Genomic DNA, 13,657 nt, shown 5'->3' with positions numbered 1-13,657 from the left:
CCACCCGGAAGTCGTTTGCCATGATCCGCACGTCCGACGTCCAGCACATCGAGCAGGCGCCCGCCCGGGGCCCCTCGCCGCTGGACGTCGCGCATCGCATCCTGGCCGGCTTCGACCGCCACTACGCGCTGTTCCGCTACAGCGCGCAGCGCGCCAAGGCGCTGTTCGAATCGGGCGACTGGCATGGCATCCAGCACCTGTCGCGCGAGCGCATCGAGTACTACGACATGCGGGTGCGCGAATGCGCCAGCCAGCTCGAAGGCGTGCTGCGCGGCCGGCCCGAGGGCGCGGTCGGCGCCCATGGCACCAACGGCGCGAACGGCGCCCATGGCACCAACGGCGCGAACGGCGCCGCGGGCGCCGCGCTGACTGAAACGCAGACCGCCTACTGGCAGCAGATCAAGCAGGAATTCGTCGGCCTGCTGGGCGAGCATCGCCAGCCCGAATGCGCCGAGACCTTCTTCAACTCGGTGTCGTGCCGGCTGCTGCACCGCGACTACTTCCACAACGATTTCCTGTTCGTGCGGCCGGCCGTGGCCACCGACTACCTGGACAGCCGCATGCCGTCGTACCGGGTCTACTACCCGGTGACCGAGGGCCTGCACAAAAGCCTGATCCGCATGGTGGCCGACTTCGGCCTGGCGCTGCCGTTCGAGGACCTGCCGCGCGACACCCGCCTGCTGGCGCGCGCTGCCATCGGCCAGCTGCGACGGCAGTTGCCGCGCCACGTCGGCCGCCGCATCGCCAGCGACTGCCAGGTGCATGCGCTCGGTTCGCTGTTCTTTCGCAACAAGGGCGCCTACATCGTCGGCCGCCTGATCAACCAGGGCACCGTCTATCCCTTCGCCGTGGCGTTGACGCGCAACCCGGCCGGGCAGGTGAACCTGGACGCGCTGCTGCTGGGCGCGGACGACCTGAGCACGCTGTTCAGCTTCACGCGCGCGTATTTCCTGGTGGACATGGAGACGCCCGCCGCGGTGGTCAACTTCCTGGCCAGCCTCTTGCCGCGCAAGCCCAAGGCCGAGCTGTACACCATGATCGGGCTGCAGAAGCAGGGCAAGACGCTGTTCTACCGCGACTTCCTGCACCACCTGGCGCATTCGCGCGACGCCTTCGACATCGCGCCCGGCATCAAGGGCATGGTGATGTGCGTGTTCACGCTGCCGTCCTATCCCTATGTGTTCAAGCTGATCAAGGACCGCATCGACAAGGACGGCATGGACCATGCCACCGTGCGGCGCAAGTACCAGATGGTCAAGCTGCACGATCGCGTCGGCCGCATGGCCGACACCTGGGAATATTCGCAGGTGGCGCTGCCGCGCGCCCGCTTCGCGCCGCAGCTGCTGGACGAACTGCGGCGCCTGGTGCCCAGCCTGATCGAGGAAACCGGCGACACGGTGGTCATCCGCCACGTCTACATCGAACGGCGCATGACGCCGCTGAACCTGTACCTGAGCCAGGCGCCGGACGCGCTGCTGGAGCCGGCCGTGCGCGAATATGGCGACGCGATCCGCCAGCTGGCCGCCGCCAACATCTTCCCCGGCGACATGCTCTACAAGAACTTCGGCGTGACGCGGCTGGGCCGGGTCGTGTTCTACGACTACGACGAAATCCAGCGCATGACCGAGATGAATTTCCGACGGATTCCTCCCGCCCCCAACGAGGAAGCGGAAATGGCCTCCGAACCCTGGTATGCCGTCGGACCGAACGACGTCTTTCCGGAGGAATTCGGCCGCTTCCTGCTGGGCGACGCGCGTGTGCGCGGCGCCTTCCTGCGCCACCATGCCGATCTGCTGGAACCGGAGTGGTGGCAGGCCTGTCGCGCCCACGTGGCGCAAGGCCGGATCGAAGAATTTTTCCCTTACGATACGGACAGACGGCTGCGTCCGGCACCCGCTGGCGCCACCGCATAAAACACGCTGTCCCGACCCTCACAGGAGCTAGTCATGTCAGATCCCATCGTTATCGTTTCCGTCGCCCGCACGCCCATGGGCGGCATGCTCGGCAGCCTGTCCGGCCTGGCCGCGCACGAGCTGGGCTCGGTCGCCATCAAGGCGGCCGTCGAACGCGCCGGCCTCAAGCCCGAGCAGATCGAAGAAGTCATCATGGGCAACGTGCTGCAGGCCGGCCAGGGCCAGGCCCCGGCGCGCCAGGCCGCGCTGGGCGCGGGCCTGCCGCTGGGCGTGGCGTGCACCACCATCCACAAGGTGTGCGGTTCGGGCCTGAAGGCCGCCATGTTCGGCCACGACCTGCTGGCCGCGGGTTCGGCCAACATCGTCGTCGCCGGCGGCCAGGAAAGCATGAGCAACGCCCCCTACCTGATGCTCAAGGGCCGCCAGGGCTATCGCTACGGCCACAGCACCATCTATGACCACATGGCCCTGGACGGCCTGGAAGACGCCTACGACAAGGGCAAGGCCATGGGCGTGTTCGCCGAGGATTGCGCCGCCAAGTATTCGTTCACGCGCGAGCAGCAGGATGCGTTCTCGCTGGAATCGCTGCGCCGCGCCCGCGCCGCCACCGAAGACGGCAGCTTCAAGTGGGAAATCACCCCGGTCACGGTCGCCGGCCGCAAGGGCGACACCGTCATCGACACCGACGAGGCCCCCACCAAGGCCATGCCGGAAAAGATCCCCACGCTCAAGCCGGCGTTCAAGAAGGACGGCACCGTCACCGCCGCCAACTCGTCGTCGATCTCCGACGGCGCCGCCGCCATGGTGCTGATGCGCGCCTCCACCGCCGAGAAGCTCGGCGTCAAGCCGCTGGCCCGCATCGTGGCGCACAGCCAGCACTCGCAGGAACCGAACTGGTTCACCACCGCCCCGGTCGGCGCCTTGAAGAACCTGTTCGCCAAGACCGGCTGGAAGGCCGAGGACGTGGACCTGTACGAGATCAACGAAGCGTTCGCCGTGGTCACCATGGCCGCCATGACCGACTTCAAGCTGCCGCATGAAAAGGTCAACATCCACGGCGGCGCCACCGCCCTGGGCCATCCCATCGGCGCCTCCGGCGCGCGCCTGATGACCACGCTGATCGGCGCGCTGCGCAAGACCGGCGGCAAGCGCGGCGTGGCCACGCTGTGCATCGGCGGCGGCGAAGCCGTGGCGATGGCGATCGAGATGGTCTAAGGCGGTATTTCTCCCGAGGCGCACTTTTTCCCTGGATATCCCTGGGAAAAGCGCCGCCTCGGGAGGCCGCAAGCCCGCGTAGCGGGCACACCGAGGGGCATCATTTCGCTGCGCCTTTTCCGCAAGGCGAAGTCCGCGACGGGTCGGTCGCGGGCCGTGCGGGAGAGGCGCAACGAAATGCAGCTGAGTTAATCCATGACAAGAACGCCCGGCTCAGCGGGCAGCGAGACAAACCGCTCGACCCCGAGCGCCTTCAACATCCCATTAAGCAGGACGGGTGGTACCCCATGCCCATCATCGAATCCCGCATCAATCCGCGGTCGCAGGACTACACCGACAACGCGCGCGCCATGCAGGCGCAACTGGACGACCTGAGCCAGCAACTGGCGCGGACCGCGCTGGGCGGCAGCGAATCGTCGCGCGCCAAGCACGTGGCGCGCGGCAAGCTGCTGCCGCGCGACCGCGTCGAACAACTGATCGATCCGGGTTCGCCGTTCCTGGAACTGTCGCCGATGGCGGCGCACGGCATGTACGACGGCGACGCGCCGGGCGCGGGCGTCATCACCGGCATCGGCCGCATCGCCGGCACCGAATGCGTGATCGTCTGCAACGACGCCACCGTCAAGGGCGGCACCTACTACCCGATGACGGTCAAGAAGCACCTGCGGGCGCAGGAGATCGCCGCGCAGAACCGCCTGCCGTGCGTCTACCTGGTCGATTCCGGCGGCGCCAACCTGCCGCAGCAGGAAGAGGTCTTTCCCGACCGCGACCACTTCGGCCGCATCTTCTACAACCAGGCGCAGATGTCGGCGCAGGGCATCGCGCAGATCGCGGTAGTGATGGGGTCCTGCACCGCCGGCGGCGCCTACGTGCCCGCCATGAGCGACGAGTCCATCATCGTCAAGAACCAGGGCACCATCTTCCTGGGCGGCCCGCCCTTGGTGAAGGCCGCCACCGGCGAGGAAGTCAGCGCCGAGGACCTGGGCGGCGGCGACGTGCATACGCGCCTGTCGGGCGTGGCCGACCATCTGGCCGCCAACGACATGCACGCGCTGCAACTGGCGCGCGGCGCCGTGGCGCGCCTGAACCGCAAGAAGCCCGCGCCGCTGGCCACGGTGCCGGTGCGCGAACCGCGCTACGACCCGGCCGAACTGAACGGCATCATCCCCGCCGACACGCGCAAGCCGTACGACGTGCGCGAGGTCATCGCGCGCATCGTCGACGGCTCCGAGTTCGACGAATTCAAGGCGCGCTTCGGCCCCACGCTGGTGACGGGCTTTGCCCACATCCACGGCATGCCGGTGGGCATCGTCGCCAACAACGGCATCCTGTTCTCGGAATCGGCGCAGAAGGGCGCACACTTCATCGAACTGTGCGCGCAGCGCAAGATCCCGCTGGTGTTCCTGCAGAACATCACCGGCTTCATGGTCGGCCGCAAGTACGAAAACGAAGGCATCGCGCGCCACGGCGCCAAGATGGTGACGGCGGTGGCCACCGCCAACGTGCCCAAGTTCACCGTGCTGATCGGTGGCTCGTTCGGCGCCGGCAACTACGGCATGTGCGGCCGCGCCTACTCGCCGCGCCTGCTGTTCATGTGGCCCAACGCGCGCATCTCGGTGATGGGCGGCGAGCAGGCCGCCAGCGTGCTGGCCACCGTCAAGCGCGACGGCATCGAGGCGCGCGGCGGCCAGTGGTCGGCGGCCGAGGAAGACGCCTTCAAGGCGCCGATCCGCGAGCAATACGAACGCGAGGGCCATCCGTACTACGCCACCGCGCGGCTGTGGGACGACGGCATCATCGCGCCGGCCGACACGCGCCGCGTGCTGGGGCTGGCGCTATCGGCGGCGCTGAACGCGCCGATCGAAGACACGCGCTTCGGCGTCTTCCGGATGTAGAAGAAAGCCCACCCCCTACGCGCTGCGCGCGCCCCCTCAAGGGGGCGACACCGGCGGACCGGCGAAGCCGGATCCGCGGTGTCCCCGATAAGGTCGGCGTGATGCGAGGTGTGAGGGTTTTGGATGCAACGCGCTCGCCGCTGCACGTAGTCAACGAATGATTCCAGTCTGGATAACGCCATGTTCGATACCCTGCTGATTGCCAACCGCGGCGAAATCGCCTGCCGCGTCGCCGCCACCGCCCGCCGCCTGGGCATCCGCACCGTCGCCGTCTATTCCGACGCCGACGCCAACGCCCGGCACGTCGCCGCCTGCGACGTCGCGGTGCACATTGGCGGCCCCGAACCGCGCGCCAGCTACCTGCGCGCCGACGCCATCCTGCAGGCCGCGCGCGACACCGGCGCCCAAGCCATCCACCCCGGCTACGGCTTCCTGTCGGAAAACGAAGCCTTCGCCGAAGCCGCCGAACAGGCCGGCATCGCCTTCGTCGGTCCGCCGGCATCGGCCATCGCCGCCATGGGCAGCAAGTCCGCGGCCAAGTCGCTGATGGAGAAGGCCGGCGTGCCGCTGGTGCCCGGCTACCACGGCGACAACCAGGACCCGCAATTCCTGAAGGAACAGGCCGACGCCATCGGCTACCCGGTGCTGATCAAGGCCAGCGCCGGCGGCGGCGGCAAGGGCATGCGCGTGGTCGAATCGACGGGCGCGTTCCTCGATGCTCTGGCCTCGTGCCAGCGCGAGGCCGCCTCCAGCTTCGGCGACGACCGCGTGCTGATCGAACGCTATCTGCAGAAGCCGCGCCATATCGAGATCCAGGTGTTCGCCGACACCCACGGCAACTGCGTCTACCTGTTCGAGCGCGACTGCTCGGTGCAGCGCCGCCACCAGAAAGTGATCGAGGAAGCGCCCGCGCCCGGCATGACCGAGGAACGCCGCCGCGCCATGGGCGAGGCCGCGGTGGCCGCCGCGCGCGCGGTGGGCTACGTGGGCGCCGGCACGGTGGAATTCATCGCCGAGCCCGACGGCCGCTTCTACTTCATGGAAATGAACACGCGCCTGCAGGTCGAGCACCCGGTCACCGAGATGATCACCGGCCATGACCTGGTCGAATGGCAGCTGCGCGTGGCCGCCGGCCAGCCGCTGCCGGCGCGCCAGGAAGACCTGCGCATCCACGGCCACGCCATCGAGGCCCGCATCTACGCCGAGAACCCCGAGAAAGGCTTCCTGCCGTCGATCGGCACGCTGGCCTACCTGGGCCTGCCGGCCCACGTCGCCTTCGCCAACGGCGACATCCGCGTCGATGGCGGGGTGCGCACCGGCGACACCATCACGCCGTTCTACGACCCCATGATCGCCAAGCTGATCGTGCACGGCGCCGACCGCGACCAGGCCCGCGCCCGTATGCTGCAAGCGCTGGCGCAGACCCAGGCGGTGGGGGTGCAGACCAACGTCGCCTTCCTGTCGCGCCTGATGCGCGACAGCGCCTTCGCCGCGGCGGACCTCGACACCGGCCTGATCGAGCGCCAGCGCGCCACGCTGCTGCCGGAACCCACGCCGACCGACGCCGGCACGCTGGCGCTGGCCACGGCCGCGGTGCTGGCCAGCCAGGGCCAGGCGCAATCGGCGCCGCATGCCGCCGCGCCGGCCGATCCGTGGGACACGCGCGACGGCTGGCGCCTGGGCGGCCGCTACCAGCGCGCCTTGCAATGGATCGACAACGGCGAAACCCGTCACGTCACCGTCACGCGCCAGGGCGCCGACTGGACGCTGGACGGCGGCGACGGCGCCCGGCCCTTCGCCTGGCGCGCCGAGAACGTCAATGGCCCGGCGCGCGTGCTGCGCATCACGCTGGACGGCCGCGAGCGCGCCGGCACGGTGGTGCTGCACGCCGACAAGGCCCACGTCTTTGGCGACGGCGGCGCGCGCGTGCTGGACCTGTACGACCCGCTGGCGCATGCCCAGGACACCCAGGGCGACCACGGCGGCGGCCTGACCGCCCCCATGCCGGGCAAGATCATCTCCATTGCCGTCAAGGCCGGCGACAGCGTCACCAAGGGCCAGCCGCTACTGGTGATGGAGGCCATGAAGATGGAGCACACCATCTCCGCGCCGGCCGACGGCAAGGTCGAGGAACTGTTCTACGCCGTGGGCGACCAGGTGACGGAAGGCGCCGAACTGGTGGCGATCGGCGCCTGAACGCGCGCGCCATCGCCGGCCTCCGCGGCGATGGCGTGTCTTTCCACAAGGGGCACGCATGGCCAGCCAGACGTCCTGCGCGTTGATCCAGGTCCCGCCGTCGGCACGGCTGGCCGGCATCGTGTCGCACCTGACCGGCTACCGCGAAAGCGGGCAAGGCGCCGGTATGCAGTGGCTCGAAGGCGCCCCGCTGACCGTGCCGCTGGTGATCAGCTTCGGCAGCCCTTTCGGCATCGGACTGGGCCGCGCGGACGCCACGGCGCCCTGGTCCAGCTTCGCGTCCGGCCTGTATGCCGGCCCGGTGTTCGTCGCCTCCGACGGCGCCGCCGAATGCCTGCAGGTCGACTTCACGCTGCCCGGCGCGTACCGCTTCTTCGGCGGCATGGTCGCGGACCTGGCGAACCGCCTGGTCGACCTGGGCGACGCGCTGGGCCGCGATGGCCCGGCGCTGCGCGAGCGGCTGGGCCACCTGCCGGACTGGCCGCGGCGCTTCGCCCTGGTCGAGGCATTCATCCTCCGCCGCCTCGGCCGCGCCCCATCGGAACCGGTGACGCATGCCTACCGGCTACTGCTGCGCGACCACGGCGCGTTGCGCATCGGCGCGCTGGCCGCCGAAATCGGCTGGAGCCGCAAGCACCTGCTGCACCGTTTCCGGGCCGAAATGGGCCTGGGCCCGAAAGCCCTGGCGCGCATGCTGCGCTTTCACCAGGCCTGCCGGCTGGCGCAGCAACCCGGCAGCGAATGGGCCCAGGTAGCGGCCGCCGGCGGCTATGCCGACCAGGCGCACCTAGCGCGGGAATTCATCGACCTGGCGGGCGAATCGCCGCAGGCCTGGGCGCGGCGCCAAGCCGGGTAACAAATCTTCAAGACCGCGGCCCGCGCATCGGTTCATCATGAAGGCTCCCTCTTGCCCCAGGAGCTTGCCGATGAACCCGACCTCCAAAGAACCGCCCCGCCTGTTTCCCACGCTGCGCTGCCAGGACCCGGACGCCATGATGCGCTGGCTGACCGCCATGCTGGGCTTCACGGAACTGGCCGTCTACCGCGACGGCGCCGTCGTGCAACACGCCGAAATGGCCTGTGGAAGTTCCATCCTGATGCTGGGACAGCATCGCGACGATGAGTACGGCAAACAGGTCGGCGACCCTCAAGGCCACCGCACCGACGCGCTGTATCTGGCGGTGGACGATCCCGACGCCCTGCACGCCAGGCTGAAAGCTGGCGGCACGACCATCGTGGCCGAGCCCTATGACTCGCCGCACGGCAGCCGTGATTTCGCCTGCCGCGACCCCGAGGGCAATCTCTGGTATTTCGGCACCTACTGGCCCAAGGCCTAGCGCTCGCCCATCCCGCGCACGCGCCGCGTCTTCCGCCTCGATGCGCGGCCCGACCTACCCGGCCATGCGACGGGCCTGGCCGGGGGTATAGCCGAAACGCCGCTTGAACAGTCGCGAGAAATGCGACTGATCCGAGAACCCCCATTGCTGCGCCACCCCGGCCACCGACACCGGCCGCGCCGGGCCACGCAGCGTCTGCTCCGCCCGGTCCAAGCGCTGTTCATGCAGCCATTGCATGAAGGTCTGGCCTACGTCGCGGTACAGCGCGTGCAGATAGCGCACGGAGATGCCACAGGCCCGCGCCACTTGCTCCGGCCCCAGGTCGCAGTCGGCCAGGTGGCGCCGCGCATAGGCCTCGATGCGGCACAGGTGCGCCGCCCGCACGGCGGAGTCTCCCGGGTCCAGCGCCCGCGCATCCTGCTGCACGGAACAGACCAGCAGATCCACCAGTTGCTGCGCCAGCAGCTCGCGCATCGTGTCTTCGCCACGGTCGAGCTGGCGGCCGATCAGGTCGACGTAGGACGCGAACAGCCAGCCCGGCCCCTGCGTCGCGTCGAACGATAGCGCACAATAGCGGCCAGGTTCACGCAGGTGCCCGCGCATCATCGCGCCCGGCACCTTGAGCACCCACAAGGCGTTGTCGCGCCCATACGAGAATTCATACGGGCTGTGGCCATGCTCGAGCAGGAACGCGCCCGGATGGCAAAGCGTCTCGCGCCCGGCCTGCAGGAAGCGGATGTCGCTCTGGCGCGGCACCGTAATCAGATAGTGTTCGTCGGAGCCATCCCGCAGATGCGTCGCCAACCGGCGATAGCACAGCGGCGAGGATGCCAGCCGCGACAGTGAAAGCTCGCCCAGGTTCCACGAATGCAGCGCTCCGTCGAAACGCCCTTCATCCTGGAATTGCAATTGCAGGCTGAAATAGGTGCGGCCAACCGCGGTGCTCCAGTAGCGGGCGCGGTCGACAGCAGCCAGGGAAGCGGTATCGTAGCGGGCATCCACGGTGCTATTCCTCGTACAGAGCCTGGCGCTCCCTGTGCCAGGCCCTCTGGTCTCAACAGGCCCTAATCTGGATCAGCCGCCATCGCGGGTCAATAAGTAAGTACCCGAGCCGTGCAGGACGGCATTCCAGCCAGGACGCACCACGATGGTCGTCGTGGGCTCCTCGATCACGGCGGGCCCCTCGATCCGATCATCCGCAAGCAGGCGTGACCCGTCGTACACCGGCGTGTCGACCCAGGCGCCATCAGCCTCGAACAACATCTCGCGCCGGCTTTCGAGCGCGGCCTCGGGATGGCCGTTGCCGGGCGGCAGGCTCGGCAGCGCGGGCTTGTCCACCTCGCCCACCGCCATGACTTCCAGGTTCACCAGCTCCACCAGGTTATGCGGCTCGGCGTAGGTGTAGAGCTGCTCGTGGCGGGCATGGAAATCCGCGAGCACGGTCTGCAGGGTCTCGCGGGTGAAGCTCCCCGCGGGCACGTCGACCTGGCACTCGTGGATCTGGCCCTGATAGCGCATCTCCACCTTGCGGGACAGGGAGATCCGCGATGGCGCGAAGCCATCGGCCGCAAGCAATTCATGACCGCGCCGCTCCATGTCGCGGAACAATCCATCCAGCCGCGCAATGTCGGCGTGCTCGTCCAGCCGCATCACTGCACTGGCCAGGAAATGGTATTTGACGTCGGAGATCACCTGGCCGAAAGCGCACAGGCAAGAGGCGATCTTGGGCACGAGGACGGTACGGCTGCCGATCTCCTCGGCCAGGGCGACGATGTGCATGCCGGCCGCGCCACCCGCGCAGACCAGCGCGAAGTCGCGCGGATCGTAGCCGTTCTCGATCGAGATTCCGCGAATGCCGTGCGCCATGTTCAGATTCACCAGCGTGCCGATGCCATGGGCCGCGCGCGCCAGGCCCAGGCCGAGAGGTTCAGCCACATGCCGCCGCACGGCCTCGCGGGCCAGTTCGCGATCCAGGCGGATGGTGCCGCCCAGCACCGCATCCGGGCGCAGATAGCCCAGCACCATGTTGGCATCGGTGACGGTGGGCGCTTCGCCGCCCAGGCCGTAGCAGGCCGGCCCCGGCATCGAGCCGGCGCTTTGCGGCCCCACTTCCAGCATGCCGAAGGCGTTCAGGTGGGCGATGGATCCCCCACCCGCGCCCAGGGTTTCCACATGGATCATCGGCACGCCGATGCGATGGCGTAGAAAGTCGATATTGCGGTTGAGGTTGGTCTGGCCCGCGCGGGCCATGGTGATGTCGAAGGACGTGCCGCCCATGTCCACCGTGATGATGTTGTCGATGCCGAACGGCGCCGCCACGTACAGGCCGGCCTGGGGCGCCGACGCCGGGCCCGAATTGATGGCGTTGACCGCCCGCCGCCGCATGACGTCACCCACCGCCAGGCCGCCGTTGGACTGGAAATAGCGCACCGCGCCACGCGCCCCGAGGCCGCGGAAGTAATCATCGATGCGCGCCACGTAGCGCCCCATGACGGGGCTCAGATAGGCATTGACGATGGTGGTGGAGGTGCGCGTGTACTCCCGCACCTGCGGATAGACCTCATGGCCGGCGCAGACAAATGCTTCCGGCATGGCGGCCGCCACCATGTCGCGCGCGCGCCGTTCATGGGCGGGATTGGCCGGGGCCCAGACGAACGACACCGCCACAGCCTGCACGCCCTCGCGCTTGAAGACCTCGATCGCGGCGCGCACATCGTCTTCGTTCAACGGCGCGTGCACCGAACCGTCGGCCAGCACGCGTTCACGCACCGGCCTGCGCAGGTGGCGCGGCACCAGTTGCGGGGCGGGGGGATAGTCGGCATCGTAGCGATAGCCTTCCTCCTTGTGGCCCAGGCGGATTTCGATGCTGTCCTCGTGGCCCGCGGTGCACAGCAGGCCGACCTTGACGCCCTTCAATTCGATCAACGCGTTCAGCGCCACGGTGGTGCCGTTGATGCACAGATCGCAATCGCGCACGATCTCTTGCACCGGTCTGCCGAGCGCCTCCGACATCTGCGCCAGGCCGGCGGCAATGGCCTTGGTGCCGTCCTGCGGCGTCGATGCGCTCTTGAAAAGGCGGATTGCGCCATCGCGTCCGGCCAGGACGAAATCGGTGAACGTGCCGCCAGCGTCTACGCCGAGGCGATATTGTCCTTGCATGGTGTGCTCCTCAGCGGGGATCGCGGATGCGTTGCGTGCGGGTCGCGACGAAGTCGACATTGCCGTCGTTGCCGACCACCACGCCGTACTCGGCGCGGGCAGCCTCGGCAGAGACCAGCCCATTGCGGATGTCGCGCGCCACTTCCTCCGGTGCGCGGCAATACGGGTCGCCATAACCGCCGCCGCCCGGATTGACGTTGCGGGCCCGCTCCCCGGGCTTCAACGTCAGGATGGTGTTCTTGCGGTGCACGGTGACCTGGCCGTCGGCGTGATGCTGTTCCAGCCGTCCCAGCTTGCGCTCGGGTAGCGTGTTGTACGCGCCCGCCGCGCCGCCGGTCGGGATCTGGCGCCCCTCGCCAAACGCGACCACCGTCATCTCATGGCCGATGGGTTCCACTTCCCACACCGTGCCGCTGCCGCCGCGGCGCTGCCCGGCGCCGCCGCTGTCTTCCTGCAGGCCATAGCGGTGGATGATGATGGGATAGGCGTACTCCAGCAATTCGATGTCGCCCGAACTGAGCGCGCCGAAACAGCACAGCGGGCCGCAGGCGTGCCAGCCGTCCATCTGGCGCGTGGCGCCCGCGCCCGAGATGATGGAAGCCAGCACCATGGTCACGTACTGTTCCCCCGTCCTGGGATTGACGCCCGCAATGTTGACGCCGCTGGCGTGCCCCCAGGAGGCGGTCACCCGTTCCGGCGCCGCCGCCTCGAAGGCCTGGCGCACCGCGTCGGTCAGCGTCTCCATGGGCGTGGTTGTACAGTTGACGTGCGGCGCCGGCTCGCGCGCATTGCACAACGTGCCCTGCGGGCCCAGGTCCACGGTGACGCAGCGGTACAGCCCCGCGTTGTAGGGCGGAGGCACCTGCGCGAACATCATCAATCCCAGGTAGATGCCCGACAGCGAGTTGCCGGCATAGGAATTGATGAAGTACGGCACCTGGGGCGGGCTGTCGATGCGGATGTGGACCTGGTCGCCGGTCACCTGCACGCTGGCCGTGATGGTCATGTCGCCATGGCCATGGCCGGCATCCTCCAGGCGCGCCCGGCCTTCATAGCGCCCGTCGGGAATCGAGGCGATCAACGATCGCATATGCCGGTCCGCCATGTCCTTGAGCTCGGCGATGGCGGCCTGCACGGTGGCCAGGCCGTACTTGGCGAGCAGGGCGCGCAAATGGCGCTCGCCGACCCGGCAGGCGCCGAACTGGGCGTTGAGATCGCCCTCCTGGTCGCGCCGCGATCGCATGTTGCACAGCAGCAGGTTGACGACGTCGTCACGCCGCACGCCCCGGTCCCAGAGCTTCACCGGCGGGATCCGCAGGCCTTCGGCATAGAGATCGCGCGCGTCCGGGTTGTAGCCCGCCGGAACCGGCCCGCCGATGTCGGTCAGGTGGCCCTTGCACACCGCCCAGAAAACCAGCTGGCCCTCATGGAATACCGGCTTGTACATGCAGCAATCGAGAATATGGCTGCCCTGGTAGACCGGATCGTTGTGATAGATGATGTCGCCTTCGTGGATATCGTCGCCGAAGAAGTCGGCCACGGCCTTCATGGCGGGGATCAGCGATCCGAGGTGGATGGGGATATCCTGGCCCTGCAGGATCATTTCCGGATAGTGGTCGAACAGCGCGTTGCTGTAGTCGTGGGCCAGGTTGAAGACGCTGGAGCGGCCCGTTTTCTCCAGTGTCATTGTCATTTCACGCTGCGCGGTCTCGAGCGCGCCGCGCACCACGGCCAGCGTGATCGGGTCTACCTGCCCGGCGGCGGCAAATGGCTTGCCCATCATGTTCCCCTTGTATGGTCGCCACCTTCCGGATGGCTGCAGGAGCAACGTTAATCAGCGCCACGGCGGCTGGCTTGTACCAGAGCGCACGAAAACTTGCCTGTGAAAGCACAACGGCCCGGTGCTTTGCCGCATGCTCTTAGTTTCCCGTCAGGCGGTTTT

At 68.3% G+C, this 13,657-nt stretch carries 9 protein-coding genes; 6 read left to right on the top strand and 3 right to left on the bottom strand.

Going from position 1 to position 13,657, the window contains the following annotated elements; all coding sequences use genetic code 11:
- Positions 1 to 20: 20 nt before the first annotated feature.
- The 6 genes from aceK (at position 21) to ACUTAG_RS15150 (ending at position 8,556) form a co-directional block, all read left to right on the top strand.
- Positions 21 to 1,913: a bifunctional isocitrate dehydrogenase kinase/phosphatase gene (aceK, locus tag ACUTAG_RS15175; protein ID WP_058665467.1), complete on the top strand. Its 1,893-nt coding sequence runs from the start codon at positions 21 to 23 to the stop codon at positions 1,911 to 1,913.
- 33 nt (positions 1,914 to 1,946) lie between these two features.
- A complete protein-coding gene (locus ACUTAG_RS15170) occupies positions 1,947 to 3,128 on the top strand; it encodes an acetyl-CoA C-acetyltransferase (protein WP_049070457.1) in 1,182 nt (393 codons plus the stop codon).
- A gap of 287 nt (positions 3,129 to 3,415) precedes the next feature.
- A complete protein-coding gene (locus ACUTAG_RS15165; RefSeq protein WP_148317817.1) occupies positions 3,416 to 5,023 on the top strand; it encodes a carboxyl transferase domain-containing protein in 1,608 nt (535 codons plus the stop codon).
- A 180-nt stretch (positions 5,024 to 5,203) separates the two neighbouring features.
- A complete protein-coding gene (locus ACUTAG_RS15160) occupies positions 5,204 to 7,219 on the top strand; it encodes an acetyl/propionyl/methylcrotonyl-CoA carboxylase subunit alpha (protein ID WP_148317819.1) in 2,016 nt (671 codons plus the stop codon).
- 58 nt (positions 7,220 to 7,277) lie between these two features.
- The gene (locus tag ACUTAG_RS15155; RefSeq protein WP_148317821.1) at positions 7,278 to 8,075 is read left to right on the top strand and encodes a helix-turn-helix domain-containing protein; all 798 of its coding nucleotides are present in this window, start codon (positions 7,278 to 7,280) and stop codon (positions 8,073 to 8,075) included.
- 70 nt (positions 8,076 to 8,145) lie between these two features.
- Entirely contained in the window at positions 8,146 to 8,556 is a 411-nt protein-coding gene (locus tag ACUTAG_RS15150; protein ID WP_148317823.1) for a VOC family protein, read from the top strand.
- 54 nt (positions 8,557 to 8,610) lie between these two features.
- Here ACUTAG_RS15150 and ACUTAG_RS15145 read toward each other — a convergent pair whose 3' ends face one another.
- The 3 genes from ACUTAG_RS15145 to capB form a co-directional block, all read right to left on the bottom strand.
- Entirely contained in the window at positions 8,611 to 9,558 is a 948-nt protein-coding gene (locus tag ACUTAG_RS15145) for an AraC-like ligand-binding domain-containing protein (protein ID WP_020925673.1), read from the bottom strand.
- A gap of 72 nt (positions 9,559 to 9,630) precedes the next feature.
- On the bottom strand, positions 9,631 to 11,715 hold the full coding sequence (gene capA / locus ACUTAG_RS15140; protein WP_054446066.1) for a caprolactamase subunit alpha: 2,085 nt from the start codon (positions 11,713 to 11,715) through the stop codon (positions 9,631 to 9,633).
- Between the two features lie 10 nt (positions 11,716 to 11,725).
- Entirely contained in the window at positions 11,726 to 13,495 is a 1,770-nt protein-coding gene (gene capB / locus ACUTAG_RS15135) for a caprolactamase subunit beta (protein ID WP_020925675.1), read from the bottom strand.
- Positions 13,496 to 13,657: the final 162 nt, after the last annotated feature.

The sequence above is a fragment of the Achromobacter sp. CSND-B12 genome (assembly GCF_052906545.1).
Note: the sequence above shows the minus strand (reverse complement) of the source record. Positions and strands in the feature narration are given on the sequence as shown.

What these genes read in the sequence shown, in the direction of transcription:
- aceK (WP_058665467.1), top strand. Translation starts at nt 21, where the DNA reads ATGATCCGCACGTCCGACGTCCAGCACATCGAGCAGGCGCCCGCCCGG.
- ACUTAG_RS15170 (WP_049070457.1), top strand. Translation starts at nt 1,947, where the DNA reads ATGTCAGATCCCATCGTTATCGTTTCCGTCGCCCGCACGCCCATGGGC.
- ACUTAG_RS15165 (WP_148317817.1), top strand. Translation starts at nt 3,416, where the DNA reads ATGCCCATCATCGAATCCCGCATCAATCCGCGGTCGCAGGACTACACC.
- ACUTAG_RS15160 (WP_148317819.1), top strand. Translation starts at nt 5,204, where the DNA reads ATGTTCGATACCCTGCTGATTGCCAACCGCGGCGAAATCGCCTGCCGC.
- ACUTAG_RS15155 (WP_148317821.1), top strand. Translation starts at nt 7,278, where the DNA reads ATGGCCAGCCAGACGTCCTGCGCGTTGATCCAGGTCCCGCCGTCGGCA.
- ACUTAG_RS15150 (WP_148317823.1), top strand. Translation starts at nt 8,146, where the DNA reads ATGAACCCGACCTCCAAAGAACCGCCCCGCCTGTTTCCCACGCTGCGC.
- capA (WP_054446066.1), bottom strand. Translation starts at nt 11,715, where the DNA reads ATGCAAGGACAATATCGCCTCGGCGTAGACGCTGGCGGCACGTTCACC.
- capB (WP_020925675.1), bottom strand. Translation starts at nt 13,495, where the DNA reads ATGGGCAAGCCATTTGCCGCCGCCGGGCAGGTAGACCCGATCACGCTG.